The following is a 17455-nucleotide window of genomic DNA, read 5'->3' as shown; positions in this document are numbered from 1 at the left end:
TGATTATGTCGTTGTGATCGTACCGACCTTGAGATGTTTCTATTTAAAAAATAATAGGGCTACGATACATGCATTCTTCCCCTGATCTTCCCTGCGAGAGTCATCGGATCTGTGCGCAACGCTATTTCGAGGATTTCGAAATAGGCGAGCGTTTCATTCTTCCGTCCCGAACGATGACCGATGCGCTTTTCGCGGCCTTTCAATTGGCCAGCGGCGATAATCATCCGGTTCATTACGATATCGAATACTGCCGGGCGCACGGCATGCCGAACATGCTGGCGCACGGGTTCCAGGTCGCGATCCAGACAGCCGCCGGCGCGGGGCTGTTTCCGCACATGGTGGAAGATTCGCTGAAGGCATTCCTGGGGCAAAGCAGCGAGTTTCTCAAGCCGGTGTATGTGGGAGACACGCTCTACAGTTCGCTGGAAATTATCGAACTGATTCCTGGCCGGACGACTGGTGTGCTGGAAATGGCCTCATGCATCGTCAATCAGCGAAGTGAGCAAGTATTGCACGGCAGGCAGAGATATCTGCTTCGCAAGCGCGCGTAATCATACCGGGGTGGCGCTCTTTCCTGTGACATTAGAATAAGAACGGAGTCACTATGAGCCAGTTGGAAGTTTTATCGAAAAGCAATTTAGGAAGTACTTCGGCGGACCTGGCGTCGGAAGCAGAAGAAGCACTACTGTACAGAAAGATTACCTGGAGGCTGATCCCCTTTCTGCTATTGGCCTACGTCATCTGTTATATCGACCGGGCCAATGTCAGCTTCGCCTACCTGAGGTTCAAGGATGATATCGGACTGTCCGACGCCGCTTATGGCCTGGGGGCCGGAATCTTTTATCTTGGATACATAGTCTTCGAGCTTCCAAGCAATATTCTGCTGGAAAAGCTGGGGGCCCGAACCACCTTGATGAGGATCATGGTGCTTTGGGGGCTGGTTTCGGCCGGAACGGCCTTCGTGAGTTCTCCCGAGCAATTCTATATCGCGCGTATCCTGCTGGGCGCCGCCGAGGCCGGGTTCTTCCCGGGCTTGATCCTGTACCTGACCTACTGGTTCCCGGCCAACAGACGTGGGCGTGTCACCTCGTTGCTGATGCTGGGACTGTGCATAGCCGGGGTCATTGGCGGCCCTGTTTCCGGCGGCATATTGGATTTGTTCGAAGGCTCCACGGTCATGAAGTCCTGGCAGTGGATGTTCCTGCTCGAAGGCCTGCCCGCCGTCATTATCGGTTTCGTGGCGTTCTTCTACCTCAGCGATGGCCCGATGGACGCCAAATGGCTGAGCGAGGACGAAAAGCGACGGGTATTGGCCAACCTGGAACGGGACCAGCAAGGTAAGGTGCAACAGCATGGAGGCAAGGCCGTGCTGTTCAAGTTGCTCACCGACCCCAAGGTCTTCATCGCCTCGGTCGCCTACTTTTTCAGCCCCTGGGCGCTGAGTGTCCTCAATGTCTGGGGGCCCGCCATCATCAAGCAGTCCGGCGTCGAGAACGCGTTCGCCATCGGCCTGCTGACCATCGCCCCGAACCTGGCGGGGGCTATCGCCATGGTTTACGTGGGGCGCCGATCCGACCGGCATGGAGAAAGGCGTTGGCATTTCATGTTCAGCGTGGGCATCACCGCTATCGGTTCCCTGATGCTCGCGTCGATGCATGACAACTGGGTGGCGGCCACTGTTTTCCTGACGCTGGTGGGGATCGGTCAGTACGCCGCCTTCGTCGTGTTCTGGAGCATTCCTCCCAGCTATTTCTCCCGTACCACGGCTGCGGCGGGCATCGCGATCATCAGCAGCCTCGGGCAGATTTCCGGGCTCTTGTCGTCCTGGATTCTCGGAATCCTCAAGGAGGCCACGGGCAGCATGGTGGTCGGCCTGTACCTGGTCTCCGCCATCCAGATCCTGGCCGGACTGTTGATCGTCTTCGGGTTTCGCGAGCGAGTGCCTGCCGAAAAGCACACGGGCCACTGAGTCATTGCACAGGTGAGCAAAATGAATACTGCATTGGAAGGTATCCGCATTCTCGATCTTTCGAGAATTCTCGCTGGCCCCTGGTGTACCCAGAACCTTGCGGACCTGGGCGCCGATGTGATCAAGGTGGAAAGCCCCTGGGGCGGGGACGACAGCAGGGACTGGGGGCCTCATTACCTTGAGGTGGCCGATGGCGAGGAGCGGCTGTCCGCCTATTTCCTCAGCTGCAACAGGGGCAAGCGTTCCATCGCCATCGATTTCTCCCGGCCCGAGGGGGCCGAGGTGGTCCGGCGACTGGCCAGGCAGGCCGACGTCGTGATCGAGAACTACAAGTCCGGATCGCTGGCCAGGCATGGCCTCGACTATGAAAGCCTGAGCGATGGCAATCCGGGCCTGATCTACGTGTCGATCACCGGTTTCGGCCAGACCGGGCCGATGGCGGGGCGCCCCGGCTACGACTACATCTTCCAGGGCTTCGGCGGGCTCATGAGCTATACCGGGCATCCCGACGGGGAACCCGGGGCGGGGCCGTTGCGCACCGGCGCATCCATCATCGACCTGAGCACCGGAATGTACGCAACGGCCGCAGTCCTGGCGGCGTTGATCGAGCGGGCTCGCACCGGCAGCGGTCGGTACGTCGATCTCGCCCTCTCAGACGTTGCCATCGCCATCAATGCGAACCATAACCTTGGCTACCTGATTTCCGGGCGGGTGCCCGAGCGCATGGGGAACACCCATGCGAACCTGGCTCCCTACGAAGTATTCGCCTGCGCCGATGGCCATCTGATCCTGGCGATCGGCAATGATCAACAGTTCACCAGGTTCTGTGCTCTGGCGGGCGAGCCTGGTCTTGCCAGCGATGCCAGGTTCGCCAGCAACGAGCAGCGCCTGCGCAACAGGCCGGCGTTGCGCGAGGCGGTCGCCGTGCTCCTGGCGAGGAAGACCCGCTCGGCCTGGAAGGAAGTTCTCGATGGCGCCGGTATTCCCTGGGGGCCCATCAATACGTTGCAACAGGCATTCGATGATGCGCAGGTCAGGCATCGCCTCGTTCGCCAGACGCTTCGGCATCCCCGCGCAGGCGACATTCCCTGCGTCAGGAATCCGTTGCTGGCCGGGGACGTGAGTGCCGGAAGGGCACCGCCGATGCTTGGCGAGCACACCAGCGAAATACTCTCCGAACTGCGCTTCGACAAGGCACGGATCGACGCGCTGAAGAACGCCGGAATCGTTGCCGGCGATTGATGACCAGCAAAGGGAATCAGCCAATGAACCATCACGTCAGCCTCTCCATCGACTCACGAGGCGTTGCAGTGCTCTGCATCAGGAATGCAGGCCCATTGAACATTCTCGGTACCGAAGTGGTAAGCGACGTACTCGCGGCCTTGAATGCCATCTCGTCGAACGAAGCCGTTCGGGTAGTGGTCTTGAGCACATCGGGTAGCAAGGCCTTCATCGGCGGCGCCGACATAAAGGAAATGGTGGATTTCGACGTGCAGGAGGGGAGGCGCTTCATTTCCTCCCTGCGCGACCTGTGCGTTGCCTTGAGGCAGTGCAGGGTTCCCGTGGTGGCGAGAGTCCAGGGTTGGTGCCTGGGAGGAGGGCTCGAAGTCGCCGCGGCCTGCGACATACGAGTGGCCGCGGGCAATGCTCGCTTCGCCATGCCGGAGGTCAGGATGGGCATTCCTTCGGTGATCCATGCGGCTTTGCTGCCTGCGCTGATTGGCAGTGGGCGGGCGCGCTGGCTCATGCTGTCGGCGGAAGCGATCGACGCGCAGACGGCCCTGGCGTGGGGGCTGGTCACGGACCTGGCCGACGACGCCGAACTGGACCAGGCGGTGGAGCGTGTGCTGGAGCCCTTGCTGCAGATCCAGCCAGGGGTGATGGTTGCCCAGAAGTGTCTGCTGAATGACTGGGAGGGGTACGCGCTGGGCGATGCCATCGACTCCAGCATCCCGTGCTTCGGTGACGCCTTCGACACCGGCGAGCCTAGTCGATCGATGCGCGAGTTCATTTCCAGGCGCCGGGGCTGAGTCGGGGCTGTCCGCCAACGGGTTCAGACGCCTGCTAGCCTGGCGCTCGGAGCTTCGATCCTGTGCGCCGTGGGCCACCTCCTGCACTGATTCAGGACGGTTGTTCGTCCCACGGCGCCGGCGCCCCGACCAACCGCCCCATCGCCCCCTTGATCCCCATCTCCCGCAACACCCGCAATTCCCCCTCACCCTCCACCATCTCCGCGATCAGCGGCAGGTCGATGCTGTTGGTGGCGCGGAACACCGCCTCGATGAACAGGCGCTTGGCCTGGTCCTGGTCGATGGCGCGGATGTAGCTGCCGTCGAGCTTCAGGTAGGCCAGGCCCAGGTGGGTGAGGTTGCCGATCAGGCTGAAGCGCCCGCCGAAATGCTGCAGGCCGAGGCTGGCGCCGGTTTCGCGCACGGCCTGGCCGAGTTGTTCCAGTTCGGCCGGCGGCGGCAGGTAGCGTTCGTCCAGCTCCAGGGTCAGCAGGGCGGCCTGCTGCGGGTTGGCCTTGATGGCTTCGAGCAGTTGCCGCAGCGCCCTGGGCTCGCGCACGCTGGCGGCCGACAGGCTCAGCGCCACGGGCTCGGGGTGCTGGGCCAGGTGGGCCAGGGCGTGTTCGAGCATGGCCCGGTCCAGGCGCGCCGCCCAGCCGAAGCGCTCCACCCAGGGCAGGAACTGCCCGGCGGCCACCGCCTGGCCCTGCGGGTCGAGCAGGCGCGCCAGCAGCTTCTGCTGCAGCAGGGCGCCGTCGGCGCAGGCGCGTACCGGCTGGAACCACAGTTGCAGCTGGCTCTTTTGCAGCGCGCTGTCGATCCAGGCGTGCCAGGCGTGGCTGTCCTGGGCCGGCTGGCCATTGGATTCGTCCAGGCGCTGCCAGGGCCGTTCGGCATTGGCCTGGGCGCTGGCCAGGGCCTGATCGGCGCGGGCCAGGACGCTGGCCGCCGCTTCCCCCGGGCGGAACGCGGCCAGGCCCAGGTGCGCCACCGGCTGGACGTCGCTGGCGCCGGTGCGCTGGAGGCTTTCCAGCTGGTCGCTGAGGGCTTCGGCCAGGCGTTCGGCGCCGCTGCCGTCCAGCCCCGGGGCGAGCAGGGTGAACTCGCCGCCGCGGCTGCGCGCGGCCAGCCAGTCGGGCTTGCCGTGCTGGGCCAGGGCGCCCTGCAGCAGGCCGGCGACTTCGCGGATCAGCGCGTCGGTGCGCTGGCCGCCCAGGCGCTGGTTGAGCCCGGCCAGGTCGTTCAGGCGCAACAGCAGCAGGTAGCCGGCGGCGCTCTGCTCGCCGGGCGTCAGCTGGGCTTCCAGGCGGGCGTCGAACAGGCGCCGGTTGGCCAGGCCGGAGAGGCTGTCCTGGTAGGCCTCCTCGCGCAGCTTCTCGCTGCGCGAGGCCTCCTCGGCGAACAGCGCCTTGAGCTTCTCGACCATCTGGTTCATCGCCTGCACCACCCGGCGCAGTTCCGGGGTGCGCGGCTCGCGGGGCAGGGTGAGGAATTCGCGGCGGGTGATGGCCCGGGCCTGCTGCACCATCTGGTCCAGCGGGCGCAACTGGGTGCGCAGCAGCCAGCCGCCGAGGATAGCGCTGACCACCCCGCAACCGAGCAGCCAGGCCAGGCTGCCCAGGGCGCTGTCCCACAGCCGCGCCAGGGCGAACTGCGGGTGGCTGACCACCTCGACCCGCGCCGCCTGTTCCCAGCCGCGCATGATCAGGGCGTCGCCGCCTTCGGCCTTGAGGTTGACCAGGCGGGCGAACCAGCCGGGCACCTCGCCGTTGCCCGGGGCGGCCTTGCGTTCTACCAGCACCTGGCCGTCGGCGATGCGCACCACGCGGATGCTGGCGAAGTAGCCGCTGTCGAAGATCGAGCTGACCATCAGCTCGATCATCGCCGGGTCGTCGACGTGGGGCGTCAGCGACAGCCCCAGGGCGGTGGCGGCGTCCTGGGCGTGGGAGCGCAACTGGCTTATGAGCTGCTCGCGGGAACTCTCCAGGCTGGTGGCGAAGCTGCCGGCGAAGGCCACCACCAGGAACAGGCAGATGGCCAGGAAGAGTTGCTTGAGTAGCGACATGCATGCCTCCTAGCGCGTCTCGTCGAGGATCAGCCCCTCGCCGCGCATCTTGGTCAACAGGTCCTGCCAGCGCGACAGCTGCTTGCTGCTGCCGCTGCGCTTGCCGCCGCCGGGGCCGGGCAACCACAGCCCCTCGGCGTTGAAGGCGTAGACCGGGAGCAGGTCCTGGCGCTGCGAGGCGGGGCGGATCTGCGGGATGAGGTTGTCGAGCACCAGCGGCTCGGCGTCGGGGCTGGCGTACCAGGTCAGCACCATGTGCGCCTGGTTCAGGCGCAGCGCCTTGACGTAGGTGATGCGCAGCTTGTCGCTGGGGATGCCGAGCTGGCGCAGGGTGACGTACTTGGCGATGGCGTAGTCCTCGCAGTCGCCGGCGCCCTTGTACAGGGCCTCGACGGGCGTCGCCCAGTAGTCTTCCTGGCCCCACACGCTGCGGTCGTCGCGGAACGCCAGGCTGGCGTTGAAGAAGTCGTTGGCGGCCTTGAGCTTGCCGGCCTCGTCCTGGCCCCGGGCGCTTTGCAGCAGCTCGCCCCAGTCGTGGATGCGCTGGCGCGCCGGGCCCACGTCGCCCCAGCGTTGCTCGGCGTTGCGCAGGATGGCGTCGAAGTCCCATTGCGCCTGGATGCCCAGGGCCAGGACGAGGAGCAGCACCAGGCCGGCCCCGGACGGGCGGACGAACAGCCGGAGGGCTCCTTGCAGTGGCCGCATCGCCGGGGCTCCAGGGGGAATGAGTGAAGTCTAGGCGCTGCCTGGCGGCTGTCGATGGCGGCGAAACTGACAGCATTGTCATCTTCGGGTCAGGGTGAAGTCCCGCGGCCTGGCCTATAAACGCAGGATGCGGTCCGCCGGGCCGCGACGAGGAGGAGGGCGGCATGCAGGCGCAAGGCAGGCGGATAGGGATGGCGGCGGGGCTGCTGGGCGTGGTGCTGGCGGGCGCCCTGGCCTGGGGGCTCGGCGCGCGCCAGGGCGAGCCGCGGGCCGCCGCCGCGGCGCCCGGGGTGCCGGTGACCCTGGTGCGGGTGGCGCGCGAGGACCTGGCGCAGAACCTCGCCGGCGTCGGCACCGTCACTTCCCTGCACAGCGTGCTGCTGCGACCGCAGGTCGAGGGCCAGCTGACCGCCTTGCTGGTGGAGGAGGGGCAACTGGTCGAGCGCGGCCAGTTGCTGGCGACCATCGACGACCGCGCCATCGCCGCCGCCCTGGAGCAGGCCGAGGCCACCCGGCAGAGCAACCAGGCGCAACTGCGCATCGTCGAGCAGGACCTGCAGCGCTACCGCACCCTGATCGAGCGCGGCTCCATCTCCCGGCAGATTCTCGAACAGCAGGAGGCCCAGGCCGCGCAGCTGCGCGCCACCCTGCGGGCCAACCAGGCGACCATCGACGCCGAGCGCGTGCGCCTGTCCTACACCCGGATCACCTCGCCGGTGGCCGGCCGCGTGGGCATCCGCAACGTCGACGTCGGCAACCTGCTGCGTACCAACGATGACAGCAGCCTGTTCAGCGTGACGCAGATAGCGCCCATCTCGGTGGTCTTCGCACTGCCCCAGGAAAGCCTGCCGCGACTGCAGCCGCTGCTCGGCGGCGACACCCTGGTCAGCGCCTACAGCCGCGACGGCGGCCAGTTGCTGGGCGAGGGCCGCCTGCGCAGCATCGACAACCAGGTGGCCAGCAGCACCGGCACCATCCGCGTGCGCGCGGTGTTCGACAACCCCGACGGCAAGCTCTGGCCCGGCCAGTTCGTCGCCGTGGACCTGCGCACCGGCGTGCTGCGCGACGGCCTGGTGCTGGACAGCCGCGCCGTGCGCCGCGGCCTGGAAGGCGCCTTCGTGTACCGGGTGGTGGACGGCAAGGCCGAGGTCGTGCCGGTGCGGGTGCTGCAGGAGGTCGACGGGCGCAGCCTGGTGGAAGGCCTGGAGGCCGGCGAGGCGGTGGTGCTCGACGGCCATTCGCGGCTGGTCCCCGGCGCCCGCGTCGAAGTGCTGGGCGAGGCGCCGGCCCTGGCCCTGCGCCGGAGCCAGCCGTGAGCGTGCGCGCCGGCATGTCCGGCTGGTGCGTGCGCCACCCCATCGCCACTTGCCTGCTGACCATCGCCTCGCTGCTGCTCGGCCTGCTGGCCTTCCTGCGCCTGGGCGTGGCGCCGCTGCCGCAGGTGGATTTCCCGACCATCCAGGTCAACGCCCTGCTGCCCGGCGGCAGCCCGGAGACCATGGCCTCGGCCGTGGCCACGCCGCTGGAGGTGCAGTTCAGCGCCATTCCCGGCATCGCCGAGATGACCTCCAGCAGCGCCCTGGGCTCCACCACCCTGACCCTGCAGTTCGAGCTGGAGAAGGACATCGACGTCGCCGCCCAGGAAGTCCAGGCGGCCATCAACGCCGCCTCCGGGCGCCTGCCGGCGGACCTGCCGAACCTGCCCACCTGGCGCAAGGTCAACCCGGCGGACAGCCCGATCATGATCCTGCGGGTCAATTCCGAGCTGCTGCCGCTGATCGAGCTGAGCGACTACGCCGAAGTGCTGCTGGCCCGCCAACTGAGCCAGATAGCCGGAGTGGGGCAGATTTTCGTGGTCGGCCAGCAGCGCCCGGCGATCCGCATCCAGGCGCAGCCGGAGAAGCTCGCCGCCTACCGCCTGACCCTCGCCGACCTGCGCCAGGCGCTGCAGTCGGCCAGCATCAACCAGGCCAAGGGCGCGCTCTTCGGCGACGGCCGGGTGTCCACCCTGGCGGCCAACGACCAACTGTTCAGCCCAGCCGACTACGACGATCTGGTGGTGGCCTACCGTGCCGGCGCCCCGGTGTTCCTGCGCGACCTGGCGCGGGTGGTCAGGGCGCCGGAGGACGACTACGTCAAGGCCTGGCCCAACGGCCGCCCCGGCGTGGCCCTGGTGGTGCTGCGCCAGCCGGGGGCGAACATAGTCGCCACCTCCGACGCCATCCAGGCGGCCCTGCCGCGCCTGCGCGGGATGCTCCCGGCCGGCGTCGAGGTGGAGGTGCTCAACGACCGCACGCGCACCATCCGCGCCTCGCTGCACGAGGTGGAGCTGACGCTGCTGCTGACCATGGGCCTGGTGGTGCTGGTGATGGGCCTGTTCCTGCGCCAGCTGTCGGCGACGCTGATCGTCGCCACGGTGCTGGCGGTGTCGCTGAGCGCCAGCTTCTCCGCCATGTACCTGCTGGGCTTCACCCTGAACAACCTGACCCTGGTGGCGCTGATCATCGCCGTGGGCTTCATCGTCGACGACGTCATCGTGGTGGTGGAGAACATCCACCGCCACCTGGAGCAGGGCAAGGACCGCGTGCTGGCGGCCCTGGACGGCTCTGCGGAGATCGGCTTCACGGTCGTTTCCATCAGCTTCTCGCTGATCGCCGCGTTCATCCCGCTGCTGTTCATGGGCGGCATCGTCGGCCGGCTGTTCCGCGAGTTCGCCGTCAGCGTCACGGCGGCCATCCTGCTCTCGGTGCTGGCCTCGCTGACGGTGGCGCCGATGCTCGCCTCGCGCTTCATGGGCGCGCCGAAGCACGCCGGCCACGGCGGCATTTCCGAATGGCTGCTGGCCCGCTACGCCCGCGGTCTGGACTGGTCGCTGCGGCACCAGCGCACGGTGCTGGCCGGCTTCGGCCTGTGCATCGCGCTGGCGGTGGCCGGCTACGCGGGCATCCCCAAAGGCTTCTTCCCGCTGCAGGACACCGCCTTCGTGTTCGGCACCACCCAGGCCGCCGAGGACATCTCCTACGCCGACATGGCCGAGAAGCACCGCCAACTGGCCGAGATCGTCGCCGCCGACCCGGCGGTGCAGAGCTACAACCATGCCATCGGCATCACCGGCGGCAGCCAGAGCCTGGCCAACGGGCGCTTCTGGATCGTGCTGAAGAACCGCGGCGACCGCGACGTCTCGGTGGAGGAGTTCATCAACCGCCTGCGGCCGAAGCTGGCCAGGGTGCCCGGCATCGTCCTCTACCTGCGCTCGGCCCAGGACATCAACCTGGCCACCGGCCCGGTGCGCACCCAGTACCAGTACGCCCTGCGCAGCAACGACAGCGCCGAGCTGGCGCTGTGGGCGCAGCGCCTGACCGAGCGGCTGAAGCAGGAGCCGGGGCTGGCCGACGTGTCCAACGACCTGCAGGTGGGCGCCAGCGTCACCGCCCTGCAGATCGACCGGGTGGCGGCGGCGCGCTTCGGCCTGAGCGCCGAGGACATCAGCCAGACGCTGTACGACGCCTTCGGCCAGCGCCAGGTCGGCGAATTCCAGACCGAGGTCAACCAGTACAAGGTCATCCTCGAACTGGACGCCCGCCAGCGCGGCCGCGCCGAGAGCCTGGCCTGGTTCCACCTGCGCTCGCCGCTGAGCGGCGAGATGGTCCCGCTGGCCGCCGTGGCCAGGGTCGCCCCGGCGCGCTCGGGGCCGCTGCAGATCAACCACAACGGCATGTTCCCGGCGGCCACCCTGTCCTTCAACCTGGCCCCGGGCACGGCCCTGGGCGAAGCGGTGCGCCTGGTGCAGCGCGCGCAGCAGGAGATCGGCATGCCGGCCAGCATCGGCGGCGACTTCCAGGGCGCCGCGCGGGCCTTCCAGAGCTCCCTGGCGAGCCAGCCGCTGCTGATCCTCGCCGCGCTCTTCGCCGTGTACGTGATCCTCGGCGTGCTCTACGAGAGCTTCGTGCACCCGCTGACCATCCTTTCCACGCTGCCCTCGGCCGGCATCGGCGCGGTGTTCCTGCTCTGGGGCTGGGGCCTGGAGTTCTCGGTGATGGCGCTGATCGGCCTGGTGCTGCTGATCGGCATCGTCAAGAAGAACGGCATCCTGATGGTCGACTTCGCCCTGGCCGCCCAGCGCCAGCGCGGCCTCTCGCCCCATGACGCGATCCGCGAGGCGTGCCTGGCGCGCTTCCGCCCGATCATGATGACCACCCTGGCCGCGCTGCTGGGCGCCATCCCGCTGATGATCGGCTTCGGCACCGGCTCGGAGCTGCGCCAGCCGCTGGGCGTGGCAGTGGTCGGCGGGCTGCTGGTGAGCCAGGCGCTGACGCTGTTCAGCACGCCGGTGGTGTACCTGGCGCTGGACCGCCTGTTCCACCGCAAGCCGGCCGCCGTGGCCCTGGGAGGTGCGGCATGAGGCGGGGCTGGTTAGCATGGCCGCACGCAGCGAACGGAGGCCGGGCATGCGCGTACTGATAGTCGAAGACGAGAGCAAGACCGCGGACTACCTGCAGCGCGGGCTCAGCGAGCAGGGCTTCACCGTGGACGTGGCGGCCGACGGCATCGACGGCCGCCACCTGGCGCTCAACGGCGAGTACGACGTGATAGTGCTGGACGTGATGCTCCCTGGCATCGACGGCTACGGCGTGCTGCGCGCCCTGCGCGAGCGGCGGCAGACGCCGGTGATCATGCTCACCGCCCGCGAGCGCGTGGAGGACCGCGTGCGCGGCCTGCGCGAGGGCGCCGACGACTACCTGATCAAGCCGTTCTCCTTCCTCGAACTGGTGGCCCGCCTGCAGGCCCTGACCCGCCGCGGCGCGCACCTGGAGAGCGCGACGCAGATGCGCATCGCCGACCTGTCCATCGACCTGGTCAGCCGCCGCGTGTTCCGCGGCGCCACGCGCCTGGAGCTGACCGCCAAGGAATACGCGCTGCTCTGCGTGCTGGCCCAGCGCAGCGGCGAGATTCTCTCCAAGACCGCCATCGCCGAGCTGGTCTGGGACATCAACTTCGACACCGACACCAACGTCGTCGAGGTCGCCATCAAGCGCCTGCGCGCCAAGCTCGACGGGCCCTTCGAGACCAAGCTGCTGCATACCATCCGCGGCATGGGCTACGTGCTGGAGAGCCGCGCCGGGCAAGGGGGCGGCGGATGAAGGGCCTGTCGCTGTCCACCCGCCTGGCCGGCATGTTCGCCGTCGCCGCGCTGGGCGCGTTCCTGCTCATCGGCTCGGCGCTGTACTGGGTGCTCGACCAGCAGATCGAACGCCTGCAGCGCTCGGAGCTGGACACCCGCTTCAACATGGTCGCGCGCATGCTCGACAAGCCCGACCTGGTGCAGCGCTGGCCGCACCTGCAGGGCAAGCTGAACACCCTGAGCCAGGAGTACGAGCTGATCCGCTTCTGGATCGACAGCGACGACGCCCGCCTGCGCTACGGCCAGGCCAGCGAGCCGGTGCGCCGCCTGCTGGCCGCCGGCAGCGGCTACGGCGAACTGGAGCTGCCGGACCACGGCTCGCCGCTGTCCACCCGCGTCGGCCGCCTGCCGGCCAGCGGCGAGCGCCCGGCGCTGGTGCTGCTCACCGCCATCGACAGCGTGGCCTTCCAGCAGGCGCGCCAGGCCACGCTGGTGGCGCTGTTCGGCCTGTCGGCGCTGGGCATCGCCCTGGCCTCGCTGTGCGGCCACTGGATCGCCCGCGTCGGCCTGCGGCCGCTGCACCGGCTCAGCGACGAGGCCCGGCAGATCAGCCCGCGGCAGTTGTCCCAGCGCCTGCGCCTGGAGCGCTTGCCGGCCGAGCTGTCGGCCCTGGCCCAGGCCTTCAACGAAGCGCTGGACCGCCTGGAACAGGCCTACCTGCGCCTGGAGTCGTTCAACGCCGACGTGGCCCACGAACTGCGCACGCCCCTGGCCAACCTGATCGGCCAGAGCCAGGTGGCGCTGTCCCGCGAGCGCGGCGCGCGGGACTACGAAGAGGTGTTGCAATCCAACCTGGAAGAACTGGAACGCCTGCGCGCCATCGTCAACGACATGCTGTTCCTCGCCCGCGTCGACCAGGGCAGCCTGGCCGCCGAGCGGGTGGAAACCTCGCTGCGCGCCGAGGTGGGCAACACCCTGGACTTCCTCGAAGTGATCTTCGACGAGCAGGGCGTCAGCGTGGCGCTGCATGGCGAGGCCCGCGCCAGCGTTGAGCGCGCCCTGTTCCAGCGCGCGGTGACCAACCTGCTGTACAACGCCGCCCAGCACACCGCGCCGGGCGGGCGCATCGAGGTGCGCCTGAGCGGCGAGGGCGGCGCCGCGCGGGTGGAGGTGAGCAACCCCGGCACGCCCATCGGCGACGAGGAGCGCGCCCGGCTGTTCGAGCGCTTCTACCGCGTCGACGCGGCGCGGGCCAACAGCCAGAGCAGCCACGGCCTGGGCCTGTCCATCGTCAAGGCGGTGGCGAGCATGCACGGCGGCAGCGTTTTCGTGCGCAGCGAGGCGGGGGTGAATACCTTCGGTTTCAGCGTGGCCGCCGTGCCGGCGCCAGCGGGGCCGGACGGGGAGGGCGGAGGCGAGCCGCTGCCGGCCTGAGCCTCAGATGCGGCGGGTCTTCACCTTCAGCAGGATGTACAGGCTGACCAGCACAGCGCTGCTGAGCATGAACACCCGGGCCCAGAGGTGCGGGACCAGGTAGCAGGAGAAGCCGATGCTGATCCACATCAGCCCCACCGTGTAGAGCTTGCCCTTGAGCGGGATGCCGTTGCCTTCCAGGTAGTCGCTGATCCAGGGGCCCAGCCTGGGGTGGCTCACCAACCAGTCGTAGAAGCGCTGCGAACTGCGCATGAAGCAGGCCGCGGCGAGCAGCAGGAAGGGCGTGGTGGGCAGCAGCGGCAGGAAGATCCCGGCCACGCCGAGCGCCACGCTGAGCCAGCCGACGGCCAGCAGCAGGTAGCGCACCCAGGCGTGACGGCTACGGCGGATTTCCCGCGGTGCCATAGGCGCCGGATCAGTGTTGGCGGGGCTTGAGCAGCGCCGGTTTCTCTTCCGGGGCCTGGCAGAGCAGGAACAGGTTGGTCAGCAGCTCGGGGATCTGCGCGACCATGTCGTCCACCAGGTGGCGGTCGCGGGCGATCTCGTCGAACTCCGGCTGCTCGTCGAACAGCCCGGAACCGACCATGATCGGCAGCAGCAGCTCGCTGACTTCTTCCTCGGCCTGCTCGAACCACACGGCCTCGCGCAGGAACACGCCTTCCATGAAGCCGATGCACCAGCCGCGGATGTCGGAATCGTCCGGTTCGTCGCCCAGGTAGGGCTCGCAGGGCAGCTCCAGTTCCTCGTCGCCGGCCAGCTGGCGGGTGATGTGCGCCTTGAGCAGCAGCAGGGAGCCTTCGATTTCCTCGCGCTCGGCGTCGCTGCGGTAGTGCGGCGGCTCGGCGAAGAGCGCATCGATCCACTCGCGGTCGGGCACCTGGTCCGGGCAGATCGCCAAGGCGGTCAGGTAGCCGTGGGCCGCGACATAGTCCAAGGCTTCCTCGTGCAGGTCGTCGGCATCGAGAAAGGCTTGCAGGCGGGCCAGTTGGTCGGCGAAGGACATCGGTTACTACCTCGGCGGGGATGCGGGCCTGAATTGTAGTCTTTCCGCAGCCCGCGGGCCAGCCACGGGGCTTGGTGGCCGGCGTGGGGTTCTGCTTTTCGTAGGAGCGAGCTTGCTCGCGAACCTTGGTCCTGTGCTCCTATCCCCACCCTCGTCATTCCCGCGAATGCGGGACGCGGCTCCATCGCGAACAGCGCTTGCGCTGGCCCGAAGGGGAATAACCCAGAGACTTCTTCGGGGTTGGGCTTGGTGTAGCGCGCCGCTCCGAGTTTGCGGGGATTTTTTGTTTCGCCCCCTCGGGCGAGTCCCTTTTGTCAAACGGTGGAAGGCCACCCCCGCAAAAAGGAACCAAAAAGGCTTGCCCCAACATACGGGCCCGATGAAGCCGGGCTCCCCTCACGAACTCCCCCGCCACGGAGGCCCGCCCCGAGGGTACGTCCCTGTAGCCCGCGGGGCTCTCGCGACATCCATGTCGCATGACCTCCTGAGCGCCGGTTTCGCTCGGCCTTCTGAAGGGGCGTTCCGGAGTGCGCGGATGTTTCTCTGGAAATCCTTACGGCGTTATCCGCCGAATCGCGGACGGAGTCCGCTCCTACGGTTACAGGGAAGCACGGGCGTAGGAGCAACTGTCTGCGCCGAGGCGTTTTTCGTAGGATGGGTTGAGCTTGCGAAACCCATGCGGTTGCGCTGATGGGTATGGCTCCGCTCAACGCCATCCTACGAAAAGCCATGCTCGCTCATGCGGTAGGAGCGGACTTTGTCCGCGATTGGATTCTCCGGCCTCGCCGGACGCCCCGGTGGCGCGCTAATAGAGCAAGCGCCTTCAATCCATTGCGACGGCTGACCCACTCCCATCGCCCCGCTTGCGTATAATGCCCGGCTCGAAACGGAGTCCCCCATGCTCGACCAGGCCCAGCGCATCCTCAAAGACGTATTCGGCTACGACGCCTTCCGTGGCAACCAGGCGCGCATCATCGAACGCGTGGCCAGCGGCGGCGACGCCCTGGTGCTGATGCCCACCGGCGGCGGCAAGTCGCTGTGCTTCCAGGTCCCGGCGCTGCTGCGCGAGGGCCTGACGGTGGTGGTCTCGCCGCTGATCGCGCTGATGGAGGACCAGGTCGCCACCCTCGACGAGCTGGGCGTGCCGGTCGCCGCGCTGAATTCCTCGCTCAGCCCCGAGGCGCAGCGCGACATCGCCGCGCGCCTGCAGCGCGGCGAGATCAAGCTGCTCTACCTCGCCCCCGAGCGTCTGGTGCAGCCGCGCATGCTGGACTTCCTGCAGCGCCTGAACGTCGGCCTGTTCGCCATCGACGAGGCGCACTGCGTGTCGCAGTGGGGCCATGACTTCCGCCCGGAATACCTGCAGCTGGGCCAGCTCGCCGAGCTGTTCCCGGACGTGCCGCGCATCGCCCTGACCGCCACCGCGGACATGCGCACCCGCGAGGAAATGATCCAGCGCCTGCACCTGCAGAACGCCGAGCAGTTCCTCTCCAGCTTCGACCGGCCGAACATCTTCTACCGCATCGTGCCCAAGGAACAGCCGCGCAAGCAGCTGCTGGGCTTCCTCGCCGAACGCCGCGGCGACGCGGGCATCGTCTACTGCCTGTCGCGCAAGAAGGTCGAGGAGGTCGCCGATTTCCTCTCCAACCAGGGCTTCCCGGCGCTGCCGTACCACGCCGGGCTGTCCAACGAGCTGCGCGCCTTCCACCAGAAGCGCTTCCTCAACGAGGAAGGCCTGATCATGGTGGCGACCATCGCTTTCGGCATGGGCATCGACAAGCCCAACGTGCGCTTCGTCGCCCACCTCGACCTGCCCAAGAGCCTGGAGGCCTACTACCAGGAAACCGGCCGCGCCGGCCGCGACGGCCTGCCGGCGGACGCCTGGATGGCCTACGGCCTGCAGGACGTATTGCTACTGCGGCAGATGATGCAGAACTCCGAGGGCGACGAGCGCCACAAGCGCGTCGAACGGCACAAGCTCGAAGCCATGCTGGCGCTGTGCGAGGAGACCCGCTGCCGGCGCCAGGCGCTGCTGGCCTACTTCGACGAGGTGATGCCCAACCCTTGCGGGCATTGCGACATCTGCGTCGATGGGGTGGAAACCTGGGACGCCACCGAACCCGCGCGCCAAGCCCTGTCGGCGATCTACCGCAGCGGCCAGCGCTATGGCGTCGGCCATCTGGTGGACATCCTCCTCGGCAAGGAGACCGAGAAGGTACGCAGCGTCGGGCACCAGCACCTGGCGGTGTTCGGCATCGGCAAGGCGCGCGGCGAGGAGGAATGGCGCACGCTGTTCCGCCAACTGGTCGCCCGTGGCTTCGCCGACGTGGACGTCGACGGCTTCAACGGCCTGCGCCTGACCGAAGCCTGCCGCCCGCTGCTGCGTGGCGAGGAGACCCTGGCCCTGCGCCGCGATCCCAAGCCGCAGCGCAGCAAGTCCCCGTCCTCCGGCGGCGCCAGCCCGGCCAGCCAGCTGGTGCGCCAGGAAGAGCGCGAGATGTGGGAAGCGCTGCGCACCCTGCGGCGCAAGCTGGCGCAGGAGCATTCGGTGCCGCCCTACGTCATCTTCCCCGACGCCACCCTGCTGGAAATGCTGCGCAGCCAGCCGACCACGCTCACCGCCATGGCCCAGGTCAGCGGCGTCGGCGCGCGCAAGCTGGAGCGCTACGGCCAGGCCTTCCTCGACGTGCTCACCGAGTCCGAGGCGGCGCCGTCCACGCCGGCGCCGGTGGTCGACCTCAGCCACGAACTGGTCAGCCTGGCCCGCGCCGGCATGACCCCGGCGCAGATCGCCCGCCAGCTCGATTGCACCGAGAAGAACGTCTACAACCTGTTGGCCGAGGCCATTGCCGCGCAGCAGCTGAGCCTGGAACAGGCCCTGGACCTGCCCGAGGAGCTGCTGGCCGAAGTGCAGGATGCCTTCCTCGAAGAGGACGGCGAGCTGCCGCCGGTAGCGGCCCTGGCCGAGCGCTTCGAGGGCCGCGTGCCGCAGGGCGTGCTGCATTGCGTGCGCGCCGCGCTGCAGGCCGAGCTGGAAGTCTGAGACCGGCGCTGGCCATGCTGGCGCTTTGATGGCTGACAGAAAAGTGGCGTTTCGAGGCGACAAACTTGTGACGCGCTTCGCAACGGGCTAAGGTGTGCCCAAGAC

Annotated in this window: 13 protein-coding genes; 9 read left to right on the top strand and 4 right to left on the bottom strand. The window is 67.9% G+C overall.

The features are described from left to right. Positions 1–68: 68 nt before the first annotated feature. Genes M8R19_RS06855 through M8R19_RS06840 form a run of 4 tightly spaced genes read left to right on the top strand, consistent with a single transcriptional unit; the run spans position 69 to position 3999 of the window. Positions 69–551, top strand: coding sequence for a MaoC family dehydratase (locus M8R19_RS06855; RefSeq protein ID WP_249917399.1), 483 nt, complete (start codon positions 69–71; stop codon positions 549–551). A 53-nt stretch (positions 552–604) separates the two neighbouring features. Further along, positions 605–1969 (top strand): MFS transporter, encoded by a 1365-nt coding sequence (locus M8R19_RS06850; RefSeq protein ID WP_116423130.1) that lies wholly within the window; start codon positions 605–607, stop codon positions 1967–1969. Positions 1970–1990: 21 nt separating this feature from the next. Next, on the top strand, positions 1991–3211 hold the full coding sequence (locus tag M8R19_RS06845; RefSeq protein ID WP_116423131.1) for a CaiB/BaiF CoA transferase family protein: 1221 nt from the start codon (positions 1991–1993) through the stop codon (positions 3209–3211). 23 nt (positions 3212–3234) lie between these two features. After that, a complete protein-coding gene (locus tag M8R19_RS06840) occupies positions 3235–3999 on the top strand; it encodes an enoyl-CoA hydratase (RefSeq protein ID WP_116423132.1) in 765 nt (254 codons plus the stop codon). Positions 4000–4090: 91 nt separating this feature from the next. Here M8R19_RS06840 and lapD read toward each other — a convergent pair whose 3' ends face one another. Both lapD and lapG read right to left on the bottom strand, forming a co-directional pair. Then, positions 4091–6043: a cyclic di-GMP receptor LapD gene (gene lapD, locus M8R19_RS06835; RefSeq protein WP_249917398.1), complete on the bottom strand. Its 1953-nt coding sequence runs from the start codon at positions 6041–6043 to the stop codon at positions 4091–4093. Between the two features lie 9 nt (positions 6044–6052). Further along, the gene (gene lapG / locus M8R19_RS06830) at positions 6053–6748 is read right to left on the bottom strand and encodes a cysteine protease LapG (protein ID WP_249917397.1); all 696 of its coding nucleotides are present in this window, start codon (positions 6746–6748) and stop codon (positions 6053–6055) included. A gap of 164 nt (positions 6749–6912) precedes the next feature. On the opposite strand from lapG, the gene M8R19_RS06825 reads away from it, so the two are divergent. The 4 genes from M8R19_RS06825 to M8R19_RS06810 are packed head-to-tail and all read left to right on the top strand — an operon-like array spanning position 6913 to position 13304. Beyond that, entirely contained in the window at positions 6913–8064 is a 1152-nt protein-coding gene (locus M8R19_RS06825) for an efflux RND transporter periplasmic adaptor subunit (RefSeq protein WP_249917396.1), read from the top strand. Continuing rightward, entirely contained in the window at positions 8061–11150 is a 3090-nt protein-coding gene (locus M8R19_RS06820; RefSeq protein ID WP_249917395.1) for a multidrug efflux RND transporter permease subunit, read from the top strand. The genes M8R19_RS06825 and M8R19_RS06820 overlap by 4 nt, the downstream gene beginning before the upstream one ends. Positions 11151–11196: 46 nt before the next feature. Further along, positions 11197–11889: a heavy metal response regulator transcription factor gene (locus M8R19_RS06815; protein ID WP_249917394.1), complete on the top strand. Its 693-nt coding sequence runs from the start codon at positions 11197–11199 to the stop codon at positions 11887–11889. Further along, entirely contained in the window at positions 11886–13304 is a 1419-nt protein-coding gene (locus M8R19_RS06810; protein WP_249917393.1) for a heavy metal sensor histidine kinase, read from the top strand. Before M8R19_RS06815 ends, M8R19_RS06810 begins: the two co-directional genes overlap by 4 nt. Before the next feature lie 3 nt (positions 13305–13307). On the opposite strand, the gene M8R19_RS06805 is transcribed toward M8R19_RS06810, so the two are convergent. Together M8R19_RS06805 and M8R19_RS06800 are read right to left on the bottom strand one after the other, a co-directional pair. Then, entirely contained in the window at positions 13308–13709 is a 402-nt protein-coding gene (locus M8R19_RS06805; RefSeq protein ID WP_074977298.1) for a YbaN family protein, read from the bottom strand. A 10-nt stretch (positions 13710–13719) separates the two neighbouring features. Next, complete coding sequence (locus M8R19_RS06800; protein ID WP_043271008.1) at positions 13720–14307, bottom strand: UPF0149 family protein; 588 nt, start codon at positions 14305–14307, stop codon at positions 13720–13722. A gap of 898 nt (positions 14308–15205) precedes the next feature. Between M8R19_RS06800 and recQ the strand changes: the two genes are divergently transcribed. Next, entirely contained in the window at positions 15206–17350 is a 2145-nt protein-coding gene (gene recQ, locus M8R19_RS06795) for a DNA helicase RecQ (protein WP_249917392.1), read from the top strand. Positions 17351–17455: the final 105 nt, after the last annotated feature.

Source organism: Pseudomonas sp. R3.Fl, assembly GCF_023516765.1.
GTDB lineage: Bacteria > Pseudomonadota > Gammaproteobacteria > Pseudomonadales > Pseudomonadaceae > Pseudomonas > Pseudomonas citronellolis.
The sequence above is the reverse complement of the archived record's forward strand: the minus strand, read 5'-3'. Positions and strand labels throughout refer to the sequence as shown.